Source organism: Streptomyces sp. NPDC050164 (assembly GCF_044459945.1).
GTDB lineage: Bacteria > Actinomycetota > Actinomycetes > Streptomycetales > Streptomycetaceae > Streptomyces > Streptomyces coeruleorubidus_A.
Window position 1 is genome coordinate 14,011 of the sequence record NZ_JBITJK010000061.1, and the last position, 26,577, is coordinate 40,587.

A 26,577-nucleotide genomic window follows, 5' to 3' on the forward strand; every position below is an offset into this window, starting at 1 on the left:
AATCCGCTGCGGCGGCCCGCCACCGCCGAGGCGCTGAACGACCTGCTCGGTGCCCCGGGCCGGATCCTGCTCGTCATCGACGACTGGCACGAACAACTGGACAGCGACCGCTTCGACGCCTGGGCCGGCGTGCTCAGGCAACTGCTGACGGAGCACGGGGACCGGGTCGCCGCCGTGAGCGTCACCGCCCAGCCGATGCCCTCCGCCGTCATCGCCCTCGCCCCGTCGAAATGCGGGGCCTCACTCCCGAGGCGGCCCGCGACCGAGTCCTGGACCTCGCGGGCATTGCGGGTCCCGCCGCCCTGGATCTCAGTCGCGGCCCGCGTTTCCCGGACGACCCGCCGGCGGTGTGGGGCGGCGTACCGCGCCGCAACCATCGCTTCGTCGGCCGCTCCGAACTGCTGGAGCAGGTGTACGGGGCGTTCTCAGCGACCGGGCGGGACGGCGCCGCCGTGGCGTTGCGCGGGCCCAGCGGGAACGGCAAGACGCAGCTCGCGATGGAGTACGTCCACCGGTTCGCGGGCGAGTACGACATCGTCTGGTGGATCAGCGCCGCCCAGCGTGTCACCGCGCGCCAGCAGTTCGCCGAGCTCGCCCCGGCCATGGGTGTTCCGGGCACCGGCGACCTGTCGGCCACCATCAAGGCGGTACAGCGTGAGCTCGACGGCACCGCCCGCCCCTGGCTGCTCGTCCTGGACGGGGCCGACGAGCCCGAGCGACTCAGCGGGCTCGTCCCCGAAGGACGTGGACACGTCCTTGTCACCACCCACCGAGGTGAGTGGTCGGCCCACGCCGAGGTCATCGACGTGCCGGCCTTCGAACGCCGGGAGAGTCTCGCGTTCGCCCGGCGGCGCGCTGCGCGGCTCACCGACAACGAGGCGGAGCGGCTCGCCCAGGCGGTGGAGGACATGCCCCTGCTGCTCGACCAGACGGCCGCTTGGCTCCAGCTGAACCCGGGCGTCCCCGTCAACGACTACATACGCGACATCCGGGAGGGCAAGCCGGACCGTTTCGGCGTCATGGCCTCTGGCCACCACCCGAAGTACGAGATCGCCTGGTCCAAGCTGATCAACATGCTGCGGGAGAGCCATGAACCCGCCTGGCAACTGCTCAACCTGCTGGTCTGCTTCGCACACGACGTGGTCCCGGTACGCCTGCTGCAGACGGCCCGGCTCGCCGACCTGCCGCCCGAGCTGGCCGAACTGGTCGCTGAGCCCAGCAGCTGGAACACCGCGCTGCGCAGACTCTCCGAGATCACCTCCATGCGCATCGAGTACGAGCAGGGCCCCCGCATGGACGCGCAGACCGTGGGCACGGTCCGTATGCACCGCCTGTTCCACCGGTTCGTACGGTCCGTGCAGTCGCCTGTTGACGCCGCGCGCTACTCCGCCGCCGCGCGCAGGGTCCTGGTCTCCGCCGACCCGCGCGACTCGGCGTCTGCCGGCAACTGGGCCCGATACTCCGTGATCATCCCGCACCTGGAACCGTCCGGTGCCCTGGAGTCCTCCGACAGGGATGTCCGGGACCTCGTGCTGAACTGCGTCGAGTACCTGCGGATGCGCGGCGAGTACCAGGACGGCTGGGCCTTGAGCCGGCTCGCGGTGGACAGCTGGCGGCCCAAATCCGGTGACACCGACCGGTCGGTCCTCGTCGCCGTCCACCAGCTCGGCAACATGCTGCGCAGACTCGGCCGGTACACCGAGGCGGAGCAGGTCGGCCAGGAGAACCTGCGGCGGCTGCGCGACGCCGACGGGATCCGCCCCATCGAACTGATCCGCGCCAAGGACGGTCTCGGCGGCACACTGATGGCGCTCGGCCGCTACACGGAGGCCCGGACCCTGTTCGAGGAGGCCGCCGAGAGCGCCGTGCGGGAACTCGGCGGAGAGAACGTACCGCGCACCCTCAGCATCCGGAGCAACCTCGCCGTCGCCATCGGCTTACAGGGCCACTACACCGAGGCGCTCGCCCTGCACCGCAGCGTCTTCGAGGCCCGGGTCCAGCTCCTTGGCGGCAAGGACGTCGCCACGCTCAACTCGGCGCTGCGCAGCGCCTGGATGCTGCGGCTGCTCGGCCGTTACCGGGAGGCGATGACGATCCAGGGCCACAACTCCCGCGTCCACAGCCAGGTCCTCGACCGCAACCACAGCCAGACCCTGCAGGCTGAGCACAACCTCGCGCTGTGCGCCCGCCGGGACGGTGACCTCCAGTTCGCGTACGCCATGATGCGGGGGGTCCGGGAGAAGCTGCTGCGCCGACGCGGCGCTTCGCACCCCGAAACGCTCATGGTCTCCTGCGACTACGCGATGCTGCTGCGGCACATGGAGCGCGCAGCCGAGGCCAGGGAGCTCGCCGAGCTCACCGCCGAGCAGTACGCGGCCCTGCTGGGCGAACAGCACCCCTACTGCGTCGGAGCCCGGGACAACGTCGCCACCGTCATGCGGGACATGGGAGACCGGCGCGCCGCTCTGGAGCTGTCCCTCACCACTGTCCGGGAGATGGAGCAGGCCGTCGGACGGGACCATCCATGGGCCATCGGCTGCGCCAAGAACGGGGTGGCCGCCCTCGCCGCCAACGGGGAGACGGACGCCGCGGCTGCTCTCGGCCGGGACGCCGCCGAACGCGCTGCGCGGGCGCTGGGCGACGATCACATCCTCACGATCAGCCTGCGCGCCGGTCTCGCTCTCGACCTGGCCGAACTGGGCCACCGCGCCGAGGCGGAGAAGCTGCACCACGATGTCGCCGCCCGGCTCACCGTCCTCCTCGGCCCGGATCACCCGCACACGCAGTACATCCTCGAACGTCACCGCCCCTACTGGGATTTCGAACCGCAGCCGATCTGACACTCCGGACGGCGAAAGGCCCGCCCCCCGGGACGCATGTTCCCGGGGGGCGGGCCCTGCTACGAGCCGGTGCTCACAGGCTCACGCGTCGAACACCTCACGCACCAACTGCTCCTGCTCGGCCTGGTGCCGCTTCGCGGAACCCACCGCCGGGGACGAGCCGTGCGGGCGCGAGATGCGGCGCAGGCGCTCGCCGTGCGGGACGTCCGCGCCGACCGCCAGGTCCAGGTGGTCGATCAGGTTGAGCGCGATGAACGGCCAGGCACCCTGGTTCGCCGGCTCCTCCTGGGCCCACAGGTACTTCTCGGCGTTCGGGTACTTCTTGATCTCCGCCTGGAGCTCGACACCCGGCAGCGGGTACAGGCGCTCGATGCGGATGATCGCCGTGTCCGTGACGCCGCGCTTGTGACGCTCGGCCTCCAGGTCGTAGTAGACCTTGCCGGCGCAGAAGACGACCTTCTTGACCGCGGCCGCGTCCACCGACGCGTCGCCGATGACCGGCTGGAACTGGCCGGTCGTGAACTCCTCCGCCTTCGAGGCCGCCGCCTTCAGACGCAGCATCGACTTCGGCGTGAAGACCACCAGCGGCTTGTGGTGCGGGTTGTGCACCTGCCACCGCAGGAGGTGGAAGTAGTTCGACGGCGACGTCGGCATGGCGACCGTCATGTTGTTCTGGGCGCACATCTGGAGGAAGCGCTCCGGGCGGGCCGAGGAGTGGTCCGGGCCCTGGCCCTCGTAGCCGTGCGGCAGCAGCAGGACCACACCGGAGGTCTGGGCCCACTTCTGCTCGGCCGAGGAGATGAACTCGTCCACGACCGTCTGCGCGCCGTTGACGAAGTCGCCGAACTGCGCCTCCCACATCACGAGCGCCTCGGGGCGGGCCAGCGAGTAGCCGTACTCGAAGCCCATCGCCGCGTACTCGGAGAGGAGGGAGTTGTAGACGTTGAGCCGCGCCTGGTCCTCGGAGAGGTACTGGAGCGGCGTGTACTCGTCGCCCGTGCTGCGGTCGATGATGACCGCGTGGCGCTGGCCGAACGTACCGCGCTGCGAGTCCTGGCCGGCCAGGCGGACCGGGACGCCCTCCAGCAGGAGGGAGCCGACCGCGAGGGTCTCGCCCATGCCCCAGTCGATCGTGCCGTCCTCGACCATCGACGCCCGGCGCTGCAGTTGCGGCAGCAGACGCGGGTGGACGGTGATGTTGTCGGGGATGTTGACCTGGGACTCGGCGATCCGCTTGACGATCTCCGTGGTCACCGCGGTGTTCACGGCGACCGGGAACTCGGCCTGCGGGTCCGAGGACTCGACCGTACCGGGCTGGGACGTGGCCTCACGGACCTCCGTGAAGACCTTCTCCAGCTGGCCCTGGTAGTCCTGCAGCGCCTGCTCGGCCTCTTCCAGGGTGATGTCGCCGCGACCGATGAGGGACTCGGTGTAGAGCTTGCGCACCGAGCGCTTCTTGTCGATCAGGTCGTACATCAGCGGCTGGGTGAAGGCCGGGTTGTCCGACTCGTTGTGACCGCGGCGGCGGTAGCAGATGAGGTCGATCACCACGTCCTTGTTGAACGCCTGGCGGAACTCGAAGGCGAGCCGGGCCACGCGGACCACGGCCTCCGGGTCGTCGCCGTTCACGTGGAAGATCGGGGCCTCGATCATGCGGGCCACGTCCGTCGCGTACATGGAGGAACGCGAGGACTCGGGAGCCGCGGTGAAGCCGACCTGGTTGTTGATGACGATGTGGACCGTGCCGCCGGTGCGGTAGCCGCGCAGCTGCGACATGTTCAGGGTCTCGGCCACCACGCCCTGGCCCGCGAAGGCCGCGTCGCCGTGGATCGCCACCGGCAGGACGGTGAAGTCCGTGCCGCCCTTGTTGATGATGTCCTGCTTGGCGCGCGAGACGCCCTCCAGGACCGGGTCCACCGCCTCCAGGTGCGAGGGGTTCGCGACCAGGGAGACCTTGATCTGCTCGCCGTCGAGACCGGTGAAGGTGCCCTCGGCGCCCAGGTGGTACTTCACGTCACCGGAGCCGTGCATCGACTTCGGGTCGAGGTTGCCCTCGAACTCGCGGAAGATCTGCGCGTACGACTTGCCGACGATGTTGGCGAGGACGTTCAGCCGGCCGCGGTGGGCCATGCCGACGACGACCTCGTCCAGGCGGGACTCGGCGGCCGAGTCCAGCACGGCGTCCAGCAGCGGGATGACGGACTCGCCGCCCTCCAGGGAGAAGCGCTTCTGGCCGACGTACTTCGTCTGCAGGAAGGTCTCGAAGGCCTCGGCGGCGTTCAGCCGGCGCAGGATGCGCAGCTGCTCCTCGCGCTCCGGCTTGGTGTGCGAGCGCTCGATGCGGTCCTGGATCCACTTGCGCTGCTTCGGGTCCTGGATGTGCATGAACTCGACGCCGGTGGTGCGGCAGTACGAGTCGCGCAGCACGCCGAGGATGTCGCGCAGCTTCATCAGGGACTTGCCGGCGAATCCGCCGACGGCGAACTCGCGCTCCAGGTCCCACAGGGTGAGCCCGTGCTCGGTGATGTCCAGGTCGGGGTGCTTGCGCTGCTGGTACTCCAGCGGGTCGGTGTCGGCCATGACGTGACCGCGGACCCGGTAGGAGTGGATCAGCTCGAAGACGCGGGCGGCCTTCGTGACGTCGTCGTCGTGGCTGGCGTCGATGTCCTTGAGCCAGCGGACCGGCTCGTAGGGGATGCGCAGCGCCTCGAAGATCTCGTCGTAGAAGTTGTTCTCGCCGAGCAGGAGGTTCGCGACCTGGCGCAGGAACTCGCCGGAGGCGGCGCCCTGGATCACCCGGTGGTCGTAGGTCGACGTGAGCGTCATGACCTTCGAGATGCCGAGCTTGTTCAGGGTGTCCTGGGAGGTGCCCTGGAACTCCGCCGGGTAGTCCATGGAGCCGACGCCCATGATCACGGACTGGCCGGGCATCAGACGCGGCACCGAGTGGACCGTGCCGAGGCCGCCGGGGTTGGTCAGGGAGACCGTGACCCCGGAGAAGTCGTCCATCGTCAGCTTGCCGTCGCGGGCGCGGCGGACGATGTCCTCGTAGGCCTGCCAGAACTCGAAGAAGTTCAGCGTCTCGGCCTTCTTGATCGCCGCGACGACCAGCTGGCGGTCGCCGTTCGGCTTGACCAGGTCGATGGCGAGACCGAGGTTGACGTGCTCCGGCTTGACCAGGGTGGGCTTGCCGTCCACCTTGGCGAACGAGTAGTTCATCGCCGGCATCGCCTTGATGGCCTGGACCATCGCGTAGCCGATGAGGTGCGTGAAGGAGATCTTCCCGCCACGCGCCCGCTTGAGGTGGTTGTTGATGACGATGCGGTTGTCGAACAGCAGCTTCACCGGGACCGCGCGCACGGACGTGGCCGTGGGCAGCTCCAGGGAGGCGTCCATGTTCTTCGCGACCGCGGCGGCGGGGCCGCGCAGCACGACCTGCTCGGGGCCCGAGGGGGCCTCGGCGGCCGGTTCGGCCTTCGGCTTCGCGGCGGCGGCCGGCTTGGCGGGAGCCGGGGCGGCCTTCGCCGGAGCGGCGGGCTGGGCCGGGGCCTGCGCGGCGGGCTTCGCCTGAGCGGGCGCCGGCGCGGCGGCCGCGGGCTTCGGGGCCGCCGGGGCGGGGGCGGCCTGGGCCGCCGGCTGAGCGGTGGTGGTCCCCGCGGCCCCCGCGGCCGCGGTACCCGCCGGAGCCGAGGCGGCAGCCGCCCCCGGCTTGTAGTCGGCGAAGAAGTCCCACCAGGCTCGGTCTACCGAATTCGGGTCCTGGAGGTACTGCTGATAGATCTCGTCGACGAGCCACTCGTTGGCACCGAACGACGCGGCGGGGTTCTTACCCGCTTGGTCGGTGTCGGTCGAGATGCTCGAGTTACTGGGGGACTGTGGCGACACGGCGGCAACCGCCCTCTTCCGCTTCACAAGATGATGGACAGCGGGAATCAAGGCTACGCCTCCCGGACCGGGTAGGTCAGGTCGGGCCCGTGCAACGTCGTGCAAGTCACATCTTGGAGCGTGTTTCGGGGCTTGAAATGGCGGGAAACAAGCGTGGTTCCGCTTAAAGAGGGAAGGGCTCGGCAGGGCCTCACGCGCCGACGGCGCGGGCCTGTGCCTGATCACACGTGTCCGTCAGCGCGGACGCCCATGGATCTTGTGGCTCCGCTTCGAACTTTACGTCAACTTGGCACAGATGGAAGTCCCGGAAGAGTGACAAGAATCCGGCAACCCCGCTCGGATTCAGCCACTCCGATCCGCCCGCCGTGCAGATCCACCGCCCAGCGGGCGATCGCCAGGCCGAGTCCCGTACCGCCGTCGCTGCCCGGTCCCTGCGGCCGCTTGGCGCTGCCGCGGTTGAACCGCTCGAAGACGCGGTGCCACTCGGACTTCGGAATGCCGGGGCCCTCGTCCAGCACCTCCAGCTCCAGCGACTCCGGCAGCGAGCCGCGGCGCGCCTTGACCGTCACCCGGCCGTGCGGCGGGCTGTGCTTGACCGCGTTGTCGATGAGGTTGGCGACGACCTGGTGGATGCGCTCCGGGTCGGCGTGCGCGGTCAACTCCGGCGGGTGGACGTCGAGGTGCAGATGGACGTCCGTACGGGTGTGACTGCCCGAGCCGGTGGCGATGCCCGCGCGCACGGAGGCGACCATGTTGGCCTCCTTCAGCACGCCGGACAGATACGGCCACACCTCGAACCGCCGCTGCTTCAGCGGTACGACGCCGTTGTCCAGGCGGGACAGGTCCAGCAGCGTCTCCACCAGCCGGCCGAGCCGCTCGGTCTGCTTCAGGGCCGTGCGCATCGTCTCCGGGTCGGCCTGTGTGACGCCGTCGACGATGTTCTCCAGCACCGCGCGCAGTCCCGCGATGGGGGTGCGCAGCTCGTGCGAGACGTTCGCCACCAGCTCCTTGCGCTGGCGGTCCTGGGCCTCCAGCTCGTCGGCCATGGCGTTGATCGTCACGGCCAGGTCGCCCAGCTCGTCACGGCGGTTCTCCCGCACCCGGCGGGTGTAGTCGCCCTGCGAGATGGAACGGGCCACCGCGGTCATCTCGTCCAGCGGCGCGGTGAGGGAATGGGCCACGAACTGCGTGATGAGAAGCGTGGCGATCATCGAGAAGACCGTGATGAAGCGCAGCTCCGTCTTCGTGTGCACCGCGATCACCGACAGGCCCGTGGTGATCAGCACCGAGATGACGACCAGCGCGCCGAGCTTCGTCTTGATCGAGAACGGGCTCACCCCGCCCCAGGGTTCCGGATCCCCGGGGCCTCTCCGTGCTCCCGGCCCGCCGCTCATGGCGTCGGGGTCTCCAGGGCGTAGCCCACGCCGTGCACCGTACGGATCCGCTCGGCGCCGATCTTCCGGCGCAGCGCCTTGATGTGGCTGTCGACGGTCCGGGTGCCGGAGGCGTCCGCCCAGTCCCAGACCTCGGCGAGCAGCTGTTCGCGCGAGAGCACCGCGCGCGGGGTGTTCGCCAGGCACACCAGCAGGTCGAACTCGGTCGGCGTGAGGTGAACGTCCTCACTGCGCACCCGGACCCGGCGCTGCGCGTGGTCGATCTCCAGCTCGCCGAGGCGCAGGATGCCGCTGCGCGGCGTCGCGGCGGCCAGCGCGGCCCGCTCCACGCGGCGCAGCAGCACGTGGACGCGCGCCGCCAACTCCCGCATCGAGAACGGCTTCGTCATGTAGTCGTCGGCGCCGACGCCGAGCCCGACCAGCATGTCGGTCTCGTCGTCGCGCGCGGTGAGCATCAGCACCGGCACCGGCCGGGCGGCCTGCACCCGCCGGCAGACCTCCAGACCGTCGAAGCCGGGCAGCATGATGTCGAGGATCAGCAGGTCGGGCTGCCAGGCCTCGGCCGTGTCGACGGCGGCCGGGCCGTCGCCCGCTGTTTGCACGAGGAATCCCTCGGCTCGCAGGCGGGTCGCGATGGCGTCCACGATCGTCGCGTCGTCCTCGACCACCAGGACCCGGCGCTGTGCGCCCGGAGTAGCCGTCGCCGAACCGTTGTGGGAGGTGTGTGTCTGCTCCATCGCCCGCCCCTGGGGTGTGCTTTCCGGAATCAGTGGGGTGATCCCTCGGTCTGCGCATGGTTGCGATTGACGCTTGAATGATCGGCGTCAGAGGAGCAGCGTACGGGGAGTCAGTACACCTTTGCTATCCAGGGCGGATGCCGAGGTGTACGACGTCCGGAACGCCCCGGGCAACCGTGATCTCTTCGGTACGCACCTGTTGGAACCCGGCATTCCACAAGGTTTCTTCGAATTCCGGAGAGGGCTGGGCGGACCAGACGGCGAGAACCCCACCGGGTCTCAACACCCGTACGCAGCTTGCCAGTCCGGCCTCCGAGTAGAGATTTCCGTTGCCCTCCGTGACGGTCCAGCCGGGTCCGTTGTCGATGTCGAGGCACAGGGCGTCGTACGTGGCGGATGTCTCATTGACGTACGCCACGAGATCGGCTTCGACGATGTGCGTGCGGGGGTCGGCGAGGGCCTCGGCGGAGAACGCGGAGAGCGGGCCGTCGAGATGCCATTGGACGATCGCGTGCTCGCGTTCCACGACCGTGATCCCTGCCCAGCGCGGGTCCGCCGCCGCGTGGGCGAGGGAGAAGCCGACGCCGAGTCCGCCGATCAGCACGTCCGGACGGTCCCGGCCGGCCAGGGCGTCCAGGGCGGCGTCGATCAGCCGCCGCTCCGAGCGGCCGTCGGAGGTGTCCATCAGGAAGCAGCCGTTCGCGATGATCTCCAGCCGGTCGCCGTGCCGTCGCAGCACGACCTCGCCGTGCGGGCCCTCGCGACGCTCCAGCACGCGGGGGATGTCGTTCGAGATAGGCATCCGAGAATCCTGGCAGGTGGGAGGTGTCCGGCGCCAAGAATTAGGGAGCGGCCGACGGGGGACGCGGTGGGCTGCTTTCAGGTTGCTGTGAATCGGCTCTCGCGTGGCGCCCGTCACAGACAGGGAGCGGAGGTGCGCGAAGTCTGGGGCATGACGGAAGGAGCGCCCGCCGTGGAACGCACCGCGCCGGCCGACGAGACGGCCACGCCGACGCCGACGGGCGCGCCCGTTTCCGATATGCCGGGGCTGCTGGACGGGGTGCCGAGGCAGCGGGCCGGCGGCCGGGAGCCGTACGGGACCGTGGCCCCGGGCGTACCGGAGCCCACGGCGGTGGGAAAGCCTGGGCCTCGACTCGGGGTGCTGCGGCCCTGGCGGCTGTTCCCCACTCCCACGGGTACGCCGTTCACCTTCGGGTACGCGGTCGTCCTCTGTGTCACCTCGCTGATCTCCGCCCACGCGGACCCCGCCATGGTGCACGCCCTTCTCCAGGGCTCCAGTACGGATGTGGCGCACCTGGTGCGGGCGCCGGAGCTGGTGCTGGTCGGCAGTGCGCTGTGGCTCGCGGGCGGGGTGACCTCGCCGTTCGCGATCGGGTTCGTGCTCGTGCTGACCGCGCTGGAACGGCGGATCGGCGGCCTGCGCACGGCCGGTGTCTTCCTGCTCGGGCACGTCCTCGCCACCCTGGCGACCGAGGTCCCGGTCGGGCTCGCGGTGCTGGCGGGGCAGCTCCCGGAGAGCTCGCTGCACCGACTCGACTACGGCGTCAGCTTCGGCGTCGCCGCCGGCACCGGCGCCCTGGCCGGTCTGCTGCGGCCCTGGCTGCGCGTGCCGCTGCTGGCCGGCTTCGGCGGGATGCTGCTGCAGGACCTGCTCGCCCTCACCGACCCGATGACGAACTGGGGGCATCTGATCGCCCTGTCCATCGGCGTCGCGACCTGGCCGGTGGTCCGGCGGTGGCGGAAGAGGCGTGCCGGCTCGGAGCCGCAGGGGAGGCCGTTCAGGTCCGCGGGCAGTGCTTCGCACTGGTGAGCAGGGCCACTACCTCCCAGCCCAGCGCCTCGTAGAGCCCTCGCCCCGCGGGCGTACCGGCAAGGACACCGGTCCGCGCCCCCTGCCGCACGGCGGCGTTCTGCAACGTCCGCATGACGAGGCTGCCGAGTCCCTTGCGGCGATGCTCCGGGGCCGTCTCGATCTGGTCGGCGACGGCGGTGGCGCCGGTCGGGGCGATCTGGCCGCGCGCCGCCAGGGAATCGTCCGGCGCGGCGATCAGTACGCGCGTCACTCCGCCGCGCGACCAGCTGCGCAGCCGGTAGCCGTCGGGCACGTCCGGGGCGTTCGCCGGGGCCGGCTTCAGCGGGACCGTCATCAGACAGCCGGGCTCGGGGTCGATCCACCAGGTGTCGTCCAGCCAGCCGGCGACCACCGACGGGTCCCGGAACGCCTTCAGCCACACCCCGGCCCCGGTCACCGCGCCGGCCACCTTGCGGACGGCCGTCTCGTCGAGGTCGTCGCCGGTCGCGCCGAACACATGCCGTGTGACGTGCCCGTTCGTCCCCACGTCGATCGTGCAGCCCCACGGCTCGGTCACGGGCGGAGCCGCCCCGCGCGACACGATCCACCCGTCCACCCACGCCTGCACGGTGCTGTCCACGCCGCCCCCTGGTAATAGGCACTTGCCGCTTTGATCTGTTACATCGCCCACTCTACGGCCCGGATCGCCCATGGCGTCACGGCCGATCGCTCACAGCGAACGACCGGTGGGGAACATCCGCTGGCTCTCGCGCATTGAGTCGGCATAGCTCAACTTGACTGCCGAAGGGGAGATCATGGCTTCGACGTCCACACCGCTCACCCTGCCCGTGCTGCCGCTCGACGGTGAGGTCGTGCTGCCCGGGATGGTGGTCCCGCTGGACCTGAGCGATTCCGAGGTGCGTGCCGCGGTGGAGGCCGCCCAGGCCGCTGCCCGGTCAACGCCCGGAAAGCCCCGGGTACTCCTGGTGCCGCGCATCGACGGGACGTACGCGAACACCGGTGTGCTCGGCACCGTCGAGCAGGTCGGCCGGCTGGCCGACGGCGACCCCGGCGCGCTGATCCGCGGCCGGGGGCGGGTGAGGATCGGTGCGGGGACCACGGGTCCCGGCGCGGCCCTCTGGGTCGAGGGCACCCGCGTCGACGAGACCGTGCCCGAGCCGCTGCCCGGGCAGGTCGCCGACCTGGTCAAGGAGTACAAGGCCCTCGCCACCGCCTGGCTGCGCAAGCGCGGTGCCTGGCAGGTCGTCGACCGCGTCCAGGCCATCGACGACGTCCCGGCGCTCGCCGACAACTCCGGCTACTCGCCCTTCCTGACGACCGATCAGAAGGTGGAGCTGCTGGAGACCGCCGACCCGGTGGCCCGGCTCAAGCTCGCCACCCAGCAGCTGCGCGACCACCTCGCCGAACAGGACGTGGCCGAGTCCATCGCCAAGGACGTCCAGGAGGGCGTCGACAAGCAGCAGCGCGAGTTCCTGCTGCGGCGTCAGCTGGAAGCGGTCCGCAAGGAGTTGCGCGAGCTGAACGGCGAGCAGGAGGGCGAGGAGTCCGACGACTACCGCGCCCGGGTGGAGGCCGCCGACCTGCCCGAGAAGGTCCGCGAGGCCGCGCTCAAGGAGGTCGACAAGCTGGAGCGGTCCTCCGACCAGTCACCCGAGGGCTCGTGGATCCGCACCTGGCTCGACACGGTCCTGGAGATACCGTGGAACGAGCGCACCGAGGACGCGTACGACATCCAGGGCGCCCAGGCCGTCCTCGACGCCGAGCACTCCGGACTGCAGGACGTGAAGGAGCGGATCACCGAGTACCTCGCGGTGCGCAAGCGGCGTACCGACCGGGGGCTGGGCGTGGTCGGCGGGCGGCCCGACCAAGGGGCGGCGCGAAGCGCCTCGGCTGAGGGTGGTGGCGGGCGACGGGGGGGCGGTGCCGTGCTCGCGCTCGTCGGACCGCCCGGTGTCGGCAAGACCTCGCTCGGTGAGTCCGTCGCCCACGCGATGGGCCGCAAGTTCGTGCGCGTCGCCCTCGGCGGCGTGCGCGACGAGGCCGAGATCCGCGGTCACCGGCGTACCTACGTCGGCGCGCTGCCCGGCCGCGTCGTCCGGGCCATCAAGGAGGCCGGGTCCATGAACCCGGTCGTGCTGCTCGACGAGATCGACAAGGTGGGCTCGGACTTCCGGGGCGACCCGGCCGCTGCCCTGCTCGAAGTGCTCGACCCGGCGCAGAACCACACCTTCCGGGACCACTACCTGGAGGTCGAGCTGGACCTGTCGGACGTGGTCTTCCTCGCGACCGCCAACGTCCTGGAGGCGATCCCGGAGGCGCTGGCCGACCGGATGGAGATCGTCCGCCTGGACGGCTACACCGAGGACGAGAAGGTCGTCATCGCCCGTGACCACCTGCTGCCGCGCCAGCTGGAGCGGGCAGGGCTCGACAAGGACGAGGTCGACGTCGACGAGGGCGCGCTGCGCAAGCTCGCCGGTGAGTACACGCGCGAGGCGGGCGTCCGCAACCTGGAGCGGTCGATCGCACGGCTGCTGCGCAAGGTCGCGGCCCAGCACGAACTGGGTGAGCGGGAGCTGCCGTTCACCGTCCGGGACGAGGACCTGCGCGCTCTGATCGGACGGCCACACCACGTGCCCGAGTCCGCCCAGGACCCGGCCGAGCGCCGGACGTCCGTGCCGGGCGTGGCGACGGGCCTCGCGGTGACGGGCGCCGGCGGTGACGTGCTGTATGTCGAGGCGTCGCTGGCCGACCCGGAGACGGGCGCGGCCGGGCTGACCCTGACCGGTCAGCTCGGGGACGTGATGAAGGAGTCCGCGCAGATCGCGCTGAGCTTCCTGCGCTCCCGCGGTGCCGAGCTGGAACTGCCGGTGGGCGATCTGAAGGACCGGGGTGTGCACATCCACTTCCCGGCGGGCGCGGTCCCCAAGGACGGCCCCAGCGCCGGCGTCACGATGACCACGGCCCTCGCCTCGCTCCTGTCCGGCCGTCTGGTCCGCACGGACGTGGCGATGACCGGCGAGGTCTCGCTGACCGGGCGGGTCCTGCCGATCGGCGGCGTGAAGCAGAAGCTGCTCGCGGCGCACCGGGCGGGCGTCACCACGGTGATCATCCCCAAGCGCAACGAGCCCGACCTGGACGACGTCCCGGCCGAGGTGCTGGACAAGCTCGACGTCCACGCCGTCACCGACGTCCGCCAGGTCCTTCAGCTGGCGCTCGCGCCCGCCACCGCGGACGCGGCGCCGGAGGTTGCGGTGGCCGCGTGACGGAGGCCATCGGATGAGGGAAGGCCCGGGTCCCGTGAGGGAGGCCCGGGCCTTCACCGTGTGGCGGCCCCGTGGACGCGCACCCCGTGACCTGCGGAATACTTGCCGAACTGCGGCGATGGCCGGGGATGGCGGAAAATGCAGGTAGCGGGCGACAACCGAGGCAGGGCTCACGTGCACCAGGACGGCAACGACGATGGACACCGGGACGCCTCTCTGGCCGGAACCGGCGTGGATCAGCCTGCCTTTCTGGCGCTGGAGCGGGAGCTGACCGTGCTGCTGCGGCGGGCCCGGGCCAGCCAGGGCGAGATGGCCCGGGAGGTCCACCCCGACCTGGAGTCATCCGCGTACGGCCTGCTCGTACGGCTGGACGAGTGCGGCAAGCAGCGGGCCACGGAACTCGCCGCCTACATCGGCGTCGGCAAGGCCACCATGTCCCGCCAGCTGCGCGCCCTGGAGGAACTCGGCCTGGTCGCCCGCGAGCCCGACCCCGCCGACGGACGCGCCTGGCTCGTCGCCCTCACCCAGGAGGGCCACGACCGGGTCCGCCGGGTGCGCGAGGCCCGCCGCGCCCGCTACGCCGGCCGCCTGGCCGACTGGGACACCCACGAGGTCACGGAACTGGCCCGGCTGCTGCACCAGCTCAACCGGGGCATGGAGAAGTAACAGCCGGTTCCGGGTGTTCAGAACTCGACGTACACGACCGTCGCGTCGTCGTGCGTCTTGCCCCGGCCCGGGAAGGAACCGGCCGAATCCGCTCGCTCCAGCGTCCGTACCATGTCCACCAGTGCCTGGGGTCCCTCCTTGCGCATGAGGTGGAAGCAGTCCGTCCAGTCGCCCTCCTCGAACCTCTCCACCCAGCGCGTCGCCCCGTCCGTCAGTGCGGCCAGGGCGCGTACGTCCTGGCGGGGCAGGGTTCCGGTCACCGCCCGGCGGGACACCGATGGGTCGGCCGCCGCCGTGAAGAAGCCGCCCTCCTTGTTGCGGAGCGTGGAGTCCACCAGCGCGACCGTGGCCAGGGCCGAGCGGGGGAGAAGGGCCAGCCGGTCGTCCAGGAAGGGCGTTACCACGCCGTCCGGGGACTCCACGAGGAGAGCCGAGTCCGACAGGACCAGGTACTCCACCGCCGCCGGGGACCAGCGGGCCACGACCACCGTGGCCTGAGGTGTGCGGGGGTGAGAAAGGTCACAGGTTGAGGCGTGTGCCTCGGCGGTACGCGCGATGGCACGGGACAAGGCGTCGACCAGAGGAACATCCGGGAGTGAAACGGTCAGTTCGGTCAGGGCTCCGCCGAGGCGCGCGGTGAACCAGGGGACGGAATGCAGACAACCCGTCCCACCCTTAGGCGGCGTGACCCCGTCCAGGACGACGACCGAACCACCCTGTCCGGAGGCCGGTAGTCCGACGCTGACGAAGTCCTCGTTGGGGCAGGCGGCGTCTCCCGGTTCCGAGGCGAGTTCAGTACGCATCCAGCCAGTCTGCACGAGCCCTTCATGAGGTCCGCAAAAAGCTGGCAATGGTTGCGGGACCGGTGCAGCCTTGCAGGTCAGACGCCCTGTTTGGGGTGGAATGCTTTGTTCCGGGAAAACTTGGTGGCGAATATTGCCACCGCCCGCCCACGGCGTCCAATTCGGCTTGCCGCGCAAGGCCGCTGCAAGGGCCAGCGGAACTTGCCCCCAACTCTCCTCCGGGGTTCACTCCTTCGGGTGGCGGGTCAGGTGATGCGCGTGCGCTGCCCACCGGCGCTGGGAGGGTCGGGAAGTGTATCTGGAGTACGCACCAGTTGACGGAGCGTCATCCGGGCCCATGAGTTCACGAGTCAGGAATGCGAGCACCGGTGCAGAAGTCGCGGCCTCGTCGCACAGGCAAGCAGACGGCCCCCGTTCAGGGCGCTGAGCCGACGCCCCCCACCGGCAAGGGCCGCCCCACCCATGTACGCAACCGGCTCATCGTGGCCGTGGCCGTGGTCGCCGCGGCCATCGCCGGTGCGGGCACCCCGTCCGTCCTCGCCGCCTCAGGGCAACTCCACGACTCGCAAGAGCTGGTGACGCTCGCCGAGCAGACGCAGGACGCGCTCGCCCTCGCGCACTCCCTCGCCGACGAGCGTGACGACGTCACCTCCTACATCGCGGCCGGCCGCCCCAAGTCCAAGGCGCCCTCCGAGCAGCGCAGCGCCCGCGTGGACCGGCAGGTCGAGGAGCTGCGCGCCGACACCGACACGCCCGCCTCGCTCCGCTCCGACCTCGACGCCATCGCGGCCGTACGCCGGGCGGCGCTCACCGGCAAGAGCAGCGCTCTCCAAGCGCACCAGGCGTACTCCACCGCGATCACCGAACTCCACCGGCTCGCCGAGCAGCTGGCGCAGCGGACGCCGCCCCGCGCGGGCTCCGGCGGCCAGGCCCTGGCCGAGCTGGACTCCGCCGTCCAGCAGGCCGCAGCGGCCCGGGGGCTGCTGCTGGCCGCCCTCAGCGTGCCGCGCGGCACCGAGACGGTCATCGACCCCGTCACCGGCCTGCCGACCGAGACATCCTCGGACGCCGACACCCGGCAGCGCGACGCCCTGAGCGCCGCCGCCCAGCAGGCCCGGCTGCGCTCCGACGCGGCCCTGGCCGACTTCCGCGACACCGCGCCCAAGCCGGCCCGTACCTCCTTCGACAACACGGTCACCGGCACCGAGGTCAACTCCGCCGAGAAGTACCTCGCCACGCTCACCGACCAGCCGGCCCTCTCCAGCGGCGAACTCTCCACCAACGCCAGGAAGCTGGACGCGGCCCTGTCCGCCCGCGTCGACCTGATGCGCGGCGTGGAGTCCGCCCTCTACGACCGCCGCACCAAGGACCTGGAGGCGCTGCGCGACGACGACGTCACCGCGCTGGAGATCCGCATCGCCGTCCTCGGCGCCCTGATGCTGCTCGCCGTCGGCGTCGCCACGGGCATGGCCCGCAGCCTCACGCGCCCCCTCGCCGTCCTGCGCCTGGGCTCCAAGCGCCTGGCCGAGGCGGAGGTTCCGACGGCCGAGGAACCCGTCAAGTTCACCGGCCGCAACGACGAGTTCGCCCAGGTCGTCCGCTCCGTCAACGCCCTGCACGCGCACGCCCTCACGCTCACCGAGCGGATCGCCACGCTGGAGTCCGACCGCAAGCACCTGGTCGGCCAGCGCCAGAAGATGGCCGACGCGCGCGAGGAACTGCGCGGCGAACTCGCCGAGTCCGCCGCCCGGCTGGAGCGGCTGCGCACGGCCATCGGCGGTACGTTCGTCAACCTCGCGCTGCGCACCCTCGGCCTGGTCGAGCGGCAACTGGCCGTCATCGAGAACCTGGAGGAGCGCGAGCAGGACCCGGACCGCCTCGCCACGCTGTTCAAGCTCGACCACTTCGCGACGGTCATGCGCCGGCACAGCGAGAACCTCCTCGTCCTCGCCGGCACCGAGCACGTCCAGCACGCCGCCGGGCCCGTGCCGCTGTTGGACGTCGTGCGCGCCGCGGTGAGCGAGATCGAGCGGTACGAGCGGGTCCGGATCGCCGCGCTGCCGCCGCACGCGCACATCGCCGGGTTCGCCGCGGACGACCTGTCCCACCTGATGGCCGAACTCCTGGAGAACGCCACCTCGTTCTCGCCGCCCGACCTGCCGGTCGAGATCTCCGGCTGGCTGCTGGAGAACGGCGAGGTCATGCTCTCGGTGCAGGACGAGGGCATCGGCATGACCGAGGACCGGCTGGAGCGTCTGAACGCCCGCCTCGCCGACTTCGACCCGGAGGCGCCGTACGACCAGGAGGGCGAGGAGGGTCTCGGCCTCGGCCTGTACGTCGTGGCCCGCCTCGCCCACCGGCACGGTGTGCGCGTGCAGTTGCGCGAGCAGAAGCAGGGCGGTGTCGCGGCGGTCGTCGTCCTGCCCCGCACGCTGCTGGCGGCGGCCCCGGCCGCGGCCGTCCCGGCCTCCGGCCCCCTCTCCGGCACCACCCACACCGTCGCGTTCCCCGGTGCCGACGCCGAGGCCAACTCCAACGTCCTGCACGGCCGCGCGAGCAACGGCGACCCGCTGGTGGCGCTGGCGGAGAAGGCGGTACGGCGCGAGGAGGCGGCACAGGAGTCCGCGGACCACACGGGGGTCGCAGAGCGCACGGAGGCCGCGGAGCACCCGGAACCGGCACCGGCGGAAGCCCCCGCCGAGACCACGATGGAGCTGCTGGCCCCGATTCCGCAGGACGAGCCCGCCCCGGCGGAGCACGCGCCCGCAGCCGCCGACGGCGAATCCGCCCCACAGGGGCCACCCGCACCCGACGATGAAACCCGCACGGGGGGTGCGGCTGGGAACGACACCGCCGGTGAGGGCCCCTCCCGCTCGAGCGAAGCCGAGAGTGGGGGAGAAGCCGAGGCGGAACACGAACGCGCCCCCGACGACCAAGAGGACCGCGTCACCGACAAGGGCCTCCCCAAGCGCACGCCCAAGATCACCGCCCCGACCGCCGCACCACGCCAGCGCAGCGGCTCCGTGGACGCCGAGGCCCTCCGCCGCCGCCTCGGCGGCTTCCGCCAGGGAGCCCAGGCCGGCTACCGCGAGGTGGAGGCGGAAATCGCCGAACGGACGGCCTCGCACCAGCGGCCGGACACCGGCGCGTCAGGACCAGCTGAATCCGAAGAAGCCACGGGGGGCACAGTCGAGGAGGCAAGCAGTTGACCGCTCCCAGTACCTTCGGACTGATCGGACTGAGTAGTGAGGCCCGCAACCTGCACTGGCTGCTGACCAACCTCGTCGAGGAGGTGCCCGGCATCCTCTCGGTCGCGGTCGTCTCGTCCGACGGACTGCTCCTGCTGTCCTCCGACGACCACCGCAACCAGCAGGCCCGGGAGGCCCTCCAGGCCCACGGGACCGAGCGGACCGGCCCACGCGGCTCCGCCGCCGACCTGGCCACCATCGTCTCCGGCATCGGCAGCCTCACCCTCGGCGCCGCCAAGCTGATGGACTTCGGCGGGGTCCGGCACACGATGGTCGCGATGGACGAGGGCAGCCTGTTCGTGATGTCCATCAGCGACGGTTCGCTGCTCGGCGTCCACGGTTCCGCGGACTGCGACATGAGCGTGGTGGCGTACCACATGGCGCTGTTCGTGGGCCGCGCCGGCCACGTCCTGACGCCCGAACTCCGCAGCGAACTCCGAAAATCCCTGGAGGATTCCCAGACGACGGGGAGTGCCCGATGAGCAGTACGCCGAAGCAGCACCTCCCGGTCCGCGGCGGCGACCGAAAACCCGCCCGGGTCCGCCCCTACTCGCTCACCGGCGGCCGTACCCGCTTCGGCCACGTCCTGCTGGTGGAGACGATCGTGGCGAGCACGGCCGCGCTGGACGCCCCGGAGGAGCGCAGGGAACTGACGAACGGGTCCCTGTCCACCCGCGTGATGCCGGAGCTGCGGGCCATCGTCGAACTGTGCCGCCGGATGCGTACGGTGGCCGAGATCGCCGCGCTGCTGAAGATGCCGCTCGGCGTGGTCCGCGTGCTCCTCAGCGACCTCGCGGACCAGGGAAAGATCCGTGTGTACGGGACGGGAACCGGCCATGGCACGGGCCGCCCGGACCGAGCTCTGCTGGAAAGGGTGCTGAGTGGACTCCGTCGTCTCTGACGCCGCTCGCGGCGTCATCGGTACATCCCCGTTCGCCCAGCCCGACGAGAGCATGCACGCCTGGGAGACGGACCGCACCCGCGCCCCCATCGCCACGAAGATCGTGGTGGCGGGCGGCTTCGGCGTGGGCAAGACCACGCTGGTCAGCTCCGCCTCGGAGATCACGCCCCTGCAGACCGAGGCGCTGATGACCGAGGCGAGCGAGGCCACCGACGATCTCACCGCCACGCCGGGCAAGACCACCACCACCGTGGCCATGGACTTCGGGCGCATCACGCTCGACGACGACCTGGTGCTCTACCTGTTCGGCACGCCGGGCCAGCAGCGCTTCTGGTTCATGTGGGACGACATCGTGCGCGGCGCGATCGGCGCCGTCGTCATGGCCGACACGCGCCGTCTGAAGGACTGCTTCCCGGTACTGGACTACTTCGAGAGCTCCGGACTGCCGTACGTGGTCGCGGTCAACCACTTCGACGGCAGCGAGCTGTTCGAGCCGGAGGACGTGCGGGAGGCCCTGACCATCCCGAAACGCATACCTGTCATGATCATGGACGCGCGTCGCCGGATCTCCGTGATCGAGACCCTCCTGGCCCTGGTGGGCCACGCGCTCGACGAAACCCCCGAGTAGAGGACAGCCCCGCATGCGGAAGATACTCGTCGTCGGAGCCGGTCAGTCCGGGCTCCAGATCGCTCTCGGCCTCCAGACGCAGGGGTACGAGGTCACCCTGATGTCCAACCGGACGGCGGACGAGATCCGCACCGGCCGGGTCATGTCGACGCAGTGCATGTTCCACACGGCACTGCAGCACGAGCGCGATCTCAAGCTGAACTTCTGGGAGTCCCAGGCCCCGAAGATCGAAGGACTCGGCGTCTCGGTCGCCGCCCCCGGCTCCTGGGCCGAGGGTCCCGCGGCACGTGCGATCGACTGGCTGGGCAGCCTCGACGGGTACGCGCAGTCGGTCGACCAGCGCGTGAAGATGGCCGGCTGGATGGAGACGTTCGCCCAGCGCGGCGGGCAGCTCGTCATCCACGGCGCGGCCGTCGGCGACCTCGACTACTTCTCCCGCACCTACGACCTGGTGCTCGTCGCGGCCGGCAAGGGCGAGCTGGTGCAGATGTTCGCCCGCGACCCGGAGCGCTCCCCCTACAGCGAGCCGCAGCGCGCGCTGGCCGTGTCGTACGTCCACGGCCTGGGCCCGCGCCCGGAGCACCCGGACACCGAAGGGGTCCGCTGCAACCTCGTGCCGGGCGTCGGTGAACTGTTCGTCATGCCCTGCCTGACCACCTCCGGCCGCGCCGACATCCTGTTCTGGGAGGGCATACCCGGCGGCCCGCTCGACGTCTTCAACGGCGTCAAGGACCCGGCGGAGCACCTCTCCCTGACCCTGGAACTCATGGAGCGGTACGTCCCCTGGGAGTACGCGCGGGCCACCAAGGTCGAACTGACCGACGCGGGCGGCACGCTGGCCGGCCGCTACGCGCCCACCGTCCGCAACCCCGTCGGCCGCCTCCCCGGCGGCGGGCTCGTGCTGGGTGTGGCGGACGTCGTCGTGGCGAACGACCCGATCACCGGCCAGGGCTCCAACTCCGCGTCGAAGTGCGCGGCCGCCTACCTCTCCTCGATCGTCGAGCGCGGCGACAAGCCGTTCGACGAGGAGTGGATGCGAGCCGCCTTCGACCGCTACTGGGCCACCGCGCAGCACGTCACCAAGTGGACCAACGCGATGCTCGCGCCGCCGCCGGAGCACATCCTGAACCTGATCGGCGCCGCCGGTGAGCTCCAGCCGGTCGCCGACCGGTTCGCCAACGGCTTCAACGACCCGGCCGACTTCGAGAACTTCTTCTACGACCCGGACAAGGCGCAGGCCTACCTGGTCGAGGTGTCGGGCGCGGGCGCCGCGTAGTCGCCTAGCTTTCGTGTCCCTCGTATCCCTCGTCCGACCCGTCCGTGGCCCCCTCGGGGAGCTCCGGTGGCTCGTAGCGCCGCAGGGGCTTCCCGTCCGGGTCCGGGCGGACGGCGCCCAGGACCGGGTTGGCCGCGATCGGTGACACCTTCACCTTCGCGCCCGGCCGGGGCGCCTGTACGACCATGCCGTCGCCGAGGTACAGCGCCACGTGCGTGGCCTCGGGGAAGTACACGACCAGATCTCCCGGCCGCAGCTCGGTGAGCGGGACCCGCTTCAGCCGTTTCCACTGCTCCTGGCTGGTCCGGGGGATGGGCGTGCCGGCCTCCGCCCAGGCCTGCGAGGTCAGGCCCGAGCAGTCGTACGTCTTCGGGCCCTGCGCGCCCCACTCGTAGGGCTTGCCGAGCTGCCGTACGGCGTAGCGGACGGCCCGGCCGCCCTCGGCCGACGGTCTGCGGACGCTGCTGCCGCCGGCGCCGCTGCTGCCGAGTGCGCCGGACGCCATGAACTTCTTCTGAGCCTTCTCGATGCCGTTCTTCTCGAACGCGGCCAGGGCTGTGAGCTGGTCGCGGCTGAGGGAGGAGAGCAGTTCCTCGACGTCGTGGAGCCGCTCGCGGATCTCGTCCCGTTCCTTCTTCCGCCGCTCGGTGAGGGTGAGCTGCTGGTCGAGGGCCTTGCGGGCCTTGCGGGCCAGCTCGTGGGCCTTCCGCTCGCTGCCGGTCAGCCGGCCGACGGTCTCGGCCCGCTCCCGCGCCAGCCGGCCGATCACACGGCCCTGGTCGATCGCGTGCTGCGGGTCGCGGGCCAGGAGCAGGCGTACGTACGGGGAGATGTCGGTGCTGCTCTGGTACTGCTGCCGGGCCAGGCGGCCGGCAGCGCCCCGGCTGTCGTGCAGGGAGAGCCGGGTGCGGGCGAGGGCGCGGTCCAGGCGGTCGGTCTCGGCGCGCTGCTTCTTCAGCTTCTCCTCGGTGGCGTTGTAGGCCTCGGTGGCCTGCTCGGCCTTCCGGTACAGCTGCTGAAGGTCCGTCAGGAGGCTTGAGACGGACGCGAGGTCCTGGGCGGAGGCGGGGTCCTGGGCGGGGCCGGGCTCCGGGGCTGCCGTGGCGGGGGTGGGGGCGAAGACGGTTGTTGCCGCCGTCGCCGCGATGCAGACCAGCCGCACGAGTCTTCCTGACATGCCATCACCTCCGATGTGGGGGCGGCCCTTTGGCCGCCGGACATTCGTGAGGATCAGGCGTGTGCGCGAGGTGCGCGCGGTGGGTGTGCGCGGTTCGGCGCAACGGGGTCACCCGTCGGCGTCGTCCCGCTTGCCGGGCGGCGTGGCGTCTGGCTTCGACCAGGGCCAGTTGGGCCGGCGGGCCGGTGCGCCCTCGGGGTCGTACTCGTACTTCCAGCGGTGGGTCAGTCCGACCCTGCCCTGTGCGCGGGGCACGCGGCGGTAGACCAGGACGGTGGGCGGGCCGCCGGCGGGGTCCGGGACGGGGATGCGGTACGTCTTGGGCGGGTGGCCGGTGATGCCGAGCAGGACGGGCAGGACCCTGCCGTCCATGGGGCCGCCCTCGAAGGGGGTGTCTTCGCTCTTCACGGGACCAGTGTCAGACATCCTCGGCGAGGGCCTGGACCAGGGCGTCGGTCTGCGGGTCTCGGCGGGCGGTCACCGACAGCATGGCCAGGAACTGCTCGACGAGCCAGTCGCGCAGCTCCTCGGCGGGGGGTTGCTTGTCCTCGTCGAGCCAGATGAGCGACGACGCCTCGACGGCGGTGATCCACATCCGGACGGTCATCCGCAGCCGAGGGCCGGGCTCGGTGACCTCCAGGTGCCGGAAGATGTGCTCGGCGGCGTCGCGGCGTACGCCGTCGACGATGGCGGTGGTACGCGAGGTCTCGACGACGCTGCCGCCCTGGAGGAGGGCGCTGAAGCCGGCGTCGTGCTCGTCGACGAAGGTGAGGTAGCGGTCGAGGGCGCGGGACAGGCGGGGGAGCAGGGCGCCGTCGCGGGGTTCGTCGAAGCAGTGCCGGAGCTCGTCGGCGGCGGAGCGGAGGGCGGCCTCGTACAGCTGCTGCTTGCCGCCCGGGAAGTACCGGTAGACCAGGGGCCGCGAGACCCCGGCCGCCTCCGCCACGTCGTCCAGGGACACGTCCTCCGGGGCGCGGTGCGCGAAGAGGTTCAGCGCGGAGGCCAGGAGCTGACTGCGGCGTTCCTCGACGCTGAGGCGCCGGTAGGCGGGGGTGGGGGCGGCTGGTGTCATGACCGGCAGCGTAACCGGGGGCGGGGAGCTGCGGGTGCCTCCGGCGGTTGGGCCGGGGTGCCTGCGGCGGCCTGCGCGGGTGCGGTGGGGGTGCGCGTCGCGCCTGCGCGGTGGTGGTGGGTCGGGGCCGCGCCGGGGGGTGTCCGTCCTCGGATCGGCGCGTGGGGCCGGACGCCGACTGACTGTCCGTTGACGCGCCAACCGCTGCGGGCGGACACCCCCCGACACGTCCCCTTCCGTAGGCCGGCGGGTGCGGCTATGTGGGGGATCGGGCCGTCCTCTAGCGGGCGTCGACGTGCTGGAAGTCCACGGCGGTGATCCGAGCCGTCTTGTCGGTCAGTTCGGCCAGGCCCTGGCCCTCGAACATGTCGGTGATGAGGACGCCCCTGGTGGCGCCGAGAGCGGACTGCTCGTCGTTGGGGACGAGTGCCGCGTTGGAGCGGTAGGCCTCCTTGAGCAGGGATTCCTGCTTGTGGGCGGCCGGGAACAGGGCGAGGACGCCGCCGTCGGCAGTCCGCAGGGCGTACACGCTCGGGTCGGCCGGGGACTTGGCGAAGAACTTCTCGGTGGCCATGCCGTCCGCCGCGCCCTCGGTGCTGCTCCGCTGGTAGGTCTTCTTGGCGTTCTCGACCGGCGTCGTGGAGGCCAGGGCCTTGCCCTCGTCCTTGCCGCCGGTCTCGAGGAAGTCCGCGTAGGCGGCGCCGATGTCGGAGGGGGCGAGCTTGCCGACCTTGGTGCCGGGGTCGACGGCCTCGGCGAGACCGTGACGGTCGACGGCGAGCTTCGGGGGCTCTTCGCCGTCGGCCCACAGGGACAGCACCATCTTGTAGGTGCCGCCCACCTTGTCGAAGACCAGCAGCACGCTGTTCTTGCTGTTCGCGCTGGACTTGGCCCGGACGGCGAACCAGGTGGCCGTGTCCTTCTTGGGGATGACGTACTCGCGGTCCCGGTAGGAGAAGGGCTTGGCGTAGGCCTTCTGCTCCTTCTCCGGCCAGGTCTCGAAGAGGGTGTAGGTGGCCTTGTCCATCGCGTAGACCTGACCCGCCTCGACCGTCCCCAGGAGCTTCTCGTCCTGCGCCGCGTTGGCCTTGTTGTTGACCTCCTCGTAGTGATCGGCGATCTTCTTGGCGGCGGCCTGGCTGACCACGCCCTGCGGGCTGTCATCCGCGCCGGTGGTCTTGCCGGAGTCCGAGCCGGCCTGGCCGCCGCACGCGGTCAGGGCAAGAGCGGTCGTGACCCCGACGGCAGCGACCTTGAGACGCGGCAGCCGTACGAGGCGGGTGGTGTGGGGGGACATGCGGTGGTGATCTCCTTCAGGGCCACGGAGGGTGACGAGTTCAAGGAGGACAGTAGTCACCCTGCATGGACATGACCTGACCCGGGTTCGACTTCGCGCTGCGGGAGTGGCCGGATCGCGTTCTTGTCGGCGGCTTGGGAGTTCCTCGTCGAACACGCCGGGGCGGATCGGCACTTCCACATCCCCGGCGCCGTCAGTGAGACCCATGGCATCGTCATGGCCGGCCTCTCCGGGCCCAGCCTCGTCGCCATCTTCGCCAGCCTCGACGACGTCAGGCGCGATGCAGCGGCCGGCCGCGGCACTCAGGCCATCGCCCACCACCTGCACAAGCGCATCGACGACCGCCTCAAGCCCGACCGTGACGGCGACGGCGACGGCGAGCGGCAGTGACGTCTCCCTTATGCCAGCAGCCCCGACGACTTCCACAGCCGCCGCCCGACCCCCCGCAACACCCCGATGTCGTCAAGGAAGTCCGTCAACCGCTTCGACCCGTTCTGCATGACCTCGCGGCGATGCCCGCTCGCCCGTACCTGCGCGAGAGCCTCCCGCTTGTCCAGCCCCACGTTCGTGTAGACGTCCGGGTTCACGAACGCCACCGAGAACACCCGGGCGAACTCCCCGGAGGTGACCCGCGTGAACTCCTGGGACCACCTGGGGGCCGTCACCATCTGGCGGCGCAGCTCCTCGCGGGCGTAGCGCACATGGCGGGCCTCCTCCACGACGTGGATGCGGGTGACGCCGCGGATGAGGGGCTGGACCCGCTCGTCGGGGAACGTCAGGCGCTGCATCCAGTCAAGGACCTCCTCGCCGAGCAGTGTCGCCGTGAAGGAACCGGGGGTGGTGGAGATGGTCTTGAAGAGGCGGCCCAGGTGCTGGTGCACGCGGCTGACGGGGTACCAGGGCGTGCCGCCGTGGGATATCAGACGGGCGAACATCTTGGAGTGGCGGCACTCGTCCTCGATCTCGGTGAGCGCGTAGCGCACGTGTGCGCTCGTCGCCGCCTTGTCGTAGATGTGGCGGACCAGCAGCTGCATCAGGATGATCTCGAACCAGATGCCGAGCGAGGCGAGTGCCGCGGCCTCGTGCTGGGAGAGCAGGATCCGCTGTTCCTCGCTCATGCGCTTCCAGAGCGGGGTGTCGTACAGGGACACCAACTCCGGCGGCCAGAACCACTTGCCCTCCTCGAAGGGCGCGTCCCAGTCCAGTTCCTTGTCCGGGTCGAAGGAGTGCTTGGCGGAGGAGTCGAGCAGCCGTTGGGCCACCTGTTCCCGGTCCTTGAGCAGGCCCAGGGCATCGCGCAGGCCGTCGAGCGCGTCGGCTTCCGTCAGGGTCGTCATGGCTGCCCACCTCGTTGTGCACACGTCACGGTCCCCTTATGAGACTGCTTGTCAGCAAGCTCGTCAATCCCCTGGGCGTGACTTGTTGACCCGGCGTCTACCTCGTGTACCGACGAGGCAGCCGCTAGCTGTGCTGTCCCGGGGCGTTGGTGACGGGCGACACGCCTTGAGTGGTCCTTGAACGGGGTGAGGGCCCCTGGTTTCGGTGTGGATTGCGAC

20 protein-coding genes and 1 pseudogene are annotated in these 26,577 nt (G+C 70.9%); 10 read left to right on the forward strand and 11 right to left on the reverse strand.

The genetic code is table 11. The features are described from left to right. Window positions 1-230 precede the first annotated feature (230 nt). Window positions 231-2,840 carry an FxSxx-COOH system tetratricopeptide repeat protein gene (fxsT, locus tag ACIBNA_RS42655; RefSeq protein WP_399170741.1) on the forward strand — a complete coding sequence of 870 codons (2,610 nt, stop codon included), beginning with the start codon at window positions 231-233 and terminating at the stop codon, window positions 2,838-2,840. 81 nt (window positions 2,841-2,921) lie between these two features. Here fxsT and ACIBNA_RS42660 read toward each other — a convergent pair whose 3' ends face one another. The 4 genes from ACIBNA_RS42660 to ACIBNA_RS42675 form a co-directional block, all read right to left on the reverse strand. Further along, window positions 2,922-6,725: a multifunctional oxoglutarate decarboxylase/oxoglutarate dehydrogenase thiamine pyrophosphate-binding subunit/dihydrolipoyllysine-residue succinyltransferase subunit gene (locus ACIBNA_RS42660; RefSeq protein WP_399170742.1), complete on the reverse strand. Its 3,804-nt coding sequence runs from the start codon at window positions 6,723-6,725 to the stop codon at window positions 2,922-2,924. A 281-nt stretch (window positions 6,726-7,006) separates the two neighbouring features. Further along, window positions 7,007-8,119: an ATP-binding protein gene (locus ACIBNA_RS42665; protein WP_274819431.1), complete on the reverse strand. Its 1,113-nt coding sequence runs from the start codon at window positions 8,117-8,119 to the stop codon at window positions 7,007-7,009. Continuing rightward, a complete protein-coding gene (locus ACIBNA_RS42670) occupies window positions 8,116-8,856 on the reverse strand; it encodes a response regulator transcription factor (RefSeq protein WP_010040369.1) in 741 nt (246 codons plus the stop codon). Before ACIBNA_RS42670 ends, ACIBNA_RS42665 begins: the two co-directional genes overlap by 4 nt. Window positions 8,857-8,980: 124 nt before the next feature. Continuing rightward, on the reverse strand, window positions 8,981-9,658 hold the full coding sequence (locus ACIBNA_RS42675) for a spermidine synthase (protein ID WP_399170743.1): 678 nt from the start codon (window positions 9,656-9,658) through the stop codon (window positions 8,981-8,983). Window positions 9,659-9,829: 171 nt separating this feature from the next. On the opposite strand from ACIBNA_RS42675, the gene ACIBNA_RS42680 reads away from it, so the two are divergent. Then, window positions 9,830-10,687: a rhomboid-like protein gene (locus ACIBNA_RS42680; RefSeq protein WP_399170745.1), complete on the forward strand. Its 858-nt coding sequence runs from the start codon at window positions 9,830-9,832 to the stop codon at window positions 10,685-10,687. Here ACIBNA_RS42680 and ACIBNA_RS42685 read toward each other — a convergent pair. After that, on the reverse strand, window positions 10,656-11,309 hold the full coding sequence (locus ACIBNA_RS42685) for a GNAT family N-acetyltransferase (RefSeq protein ID WP_399170746.1): 654 nt from the start codon (window positions 11,307-11,309) through the stop codon (window positions 10,656-10,658). The genes ACIBNA_RS42680 and ACIBNA_RS42685 overlap by 32 nt on opposite strands. Window positions 11,310-11,484: 175 nt before the next feature. On the opposite strand from ACIBNA_RS42685, the gene lon reads away from it, so the two are divergent. Both lon and ACIBNA_RS42695 read left to right on the forward strand, forming a co-directional pair. Then, window positions 11,485-13,953 (forward strand): endopeptidase La, encoded by a 2,469-nt coding sequence (gene lon / locus ACIBNA_RS42690; protein ID WP_399170747.1) that lies wholly within the window; start codon window positions 11,485-11,487, stop codon window positions 13,951-13,953. A 174-nt stretch (window positions 13,954-14,127) separates the two neighbouring features. Beyond that, window positions 14,128-14,619 (forward strand): MarR family winged helix-turn-helix transcriptional regulator, encoded by a 492-nt coding sequence (locus tag ACIBNA_RS42695; RefSeq protein WP_059416600.1) that lies wholly within the window; start codon window positions 14,128-14,130, stop codon window positions 14,617-14,619. A gap of 17 nt (window positions 14,620-14,636) precedes the next feature. Here ACIBNA_RS42695 and ACIBNA_RS42700 read toward each other — a convergent pair whose 3' ends face one another. Then, a complete protein-coding gene (locus tag ACIBNA_RS42700) occupies window positions 14,637-15,422 on the reverse strand; it encodes a protein phosphatase 2C domain-containing protein (protein WP_399170748.1) in 786 nt (261 codons plus the stop codon). 356 nt (window positions 15,423-15,778) lie between these two features. Here ACIBNA_RS42700 and ACIBNA_RS42705 point away from each other — a divergent pair, with 356 nt between their 5' ends. The 5 genes from ACIBNA_RS42705 to ACIBNA_RS42725 are packed head-to-tail and all read left to right on the forward strand — an operon-like array spanning window position 15,779 to window position 21,475. Continuing rightward, window positions 15,779-18,631 (forward strand): nitrate- and nitrite sensing domain-containing protein, encoded by a 2,853-nt coding sequence (locus tag ACIBNA_RS42705; RefSeq protein WP_399170749.1) that lies wholly within the window; start codon window positions 15,779-15,781, stop codon window positions 18,629-18,631. Continuing rightward, window positions 18,628-19,152: a roadblock/LC7 domain-containing protein gene (locus ACIBNA_RS42710; RefSeq protein ID WP_399170751.1), complete on the forward strand. Its 525-nt coding sequence runs from the start codon at window positions 18,628-18,630 to the stop codon at window positions 19,150-19,152. Before ACIBNA_RS42705 ends, ACIBNA_RS42710 begins: the two co-directional genes overlap by 4 nt. Beyond that, window positions 19,149-19,571 carry a DUF742 domain-containing protein gene (locus ACIBNA_RS42715; RefSeq protein ID WP_399170752.1) on the forward strand — a complete coding sequence of 141 codons (423 nt, stop codon included), beginning with the start codon at window positions 19,149-19,151 and terminating at the stop codon, window positions 19,569-19,571. Before ACIBNA_RS42710 ends, ACIBNA_RS42715 begins: the two co-directional genes overlap by 4 nt. Continuing rightward, window positions 19,552-20,199 (forward strand): GTP-binding protein, encoded by a 648-nt coding sequence (locus ACIBNA_RS42720; protein WP_399170753.1) that lies wholly within the window; start codon window positions 19,552-19,554, stop codon window positions 20,197-20,199. The genes ACIBNA_RS42715 and ACIBNA_RS42720 overlap by 20 nt, the downstream gene beginning before the upstream one ends. A 13-nt stretch (window positions 20,200-20,212) precedes the next feature. Further along, window positions 20,213-21,475 carry a styrene monooxygenase/indole monooxygenase family protein gene (locus ACIBNA_RS42725; protein ID WP_399170754.1) on the forward strand — a complete coding sequence of 421 codons (1,263 nt, stop codon included), beginning with the start codon at window positions 20,213-20,215 and terminating at the stop codon, window positions 21,473-21,475. Here the strand turns inward: ACIBNA_RS42725 and ACIBNA_RS42730 are convergent. The 4 genes and pseudogenes from ACIBNA_RS42730 to ACIBNA_RS42745 all read right to left on the reverse strand — a co-directional run bounded on the left by ACIBNA_RS42730 (window position 21,439) and on the right by ACIBNA_RS42745 (window position 25,021). Beyond that, a pseudogene (locus tag ACIBNA_RS42730) lies at window positions 21,439-22,652 on the reverse strand (NlpC/P60 family protein). The gene ACIBNA_RS42725 and the pseudogene ACIBNA_RS42730 overlap by 37 nt on opposite strands. A gap of 108 nt (window positions 22,653-22,760) precedes the next feature. Then, the gene (locus tag ACIBNA_RS42735) at window positions 22,761-23,060 is read right to left on the reverse strand and encodes a hypothetical protein (RefSeq protein WP_399170755.1); all 300 of its coding nucleotides are present in this window, start codon (window positions 23,058-23,060) and stop codon (window positions 22,761-22,763) included. 10 nt (window positions 23,061-23,070) lie between these two features. Continuing rightward, window positions 23,071-23,724 carry a TetR/AcrR family transcriptional regulator gene (locus ACIBNA_RS42740; RefSeq protein WP_399170756.1) on the reverse strand — a complete coding sequence of 218 codons (654 nt, stop codon included), beginning with the start codon at window positions 23,722-23,724 and terminating at the stop codon, window positions 23,071-23,073. Between the two features lie 280 nt (window positions 23,725-24,004). Beyond that, complete coding sequence (locus ACIBNA_RS42745; RefSeq protein WP_399170757.1) at window positions 24,005-25,021, reverse strand: hypothetical protein; 1,017 nt, start codon at window positions 25,019-25,021, stop codon at window positions 24,005-24,007. 123 nt (window positions 25,022-25,144) lie between these two features. Between ACIBNA_RS42745 and ACIBNA_RS42750 the strand changes: the two genes are divergently transcribed. Then, window positions 25,145-25,411 carry a hypothetical protein gene (locus tag ACIBNA_RS42750; RefSeq protein WP_399170759.1) on the forward strand — a complete coding sequence of 89 codons (267 nt, stop codon included), beginning with the start codon at window positions 25,145-25,147 and terminating at the stop codon, window positions 25,409-25,411. Window positions 25,412-25,419: 8 nt separating this feature from the next. Here ACIBNA_RS42750 and ACIBNA_RS42755 read toward each other — a convergent pair whose 3' ends face one another. After that, window positions 25,420-26,358, reverse strand: coding sequence for a diiron oxygenase (locus ACIBNA_RS42755; protein ID WP_399170761.1), 939 nt, complete (start codon window positions 26,356-26,358; stop codon window positions 25,420-25,422). Window positions 26,359-26,577 lie beyond the last annotated feature (219 nt).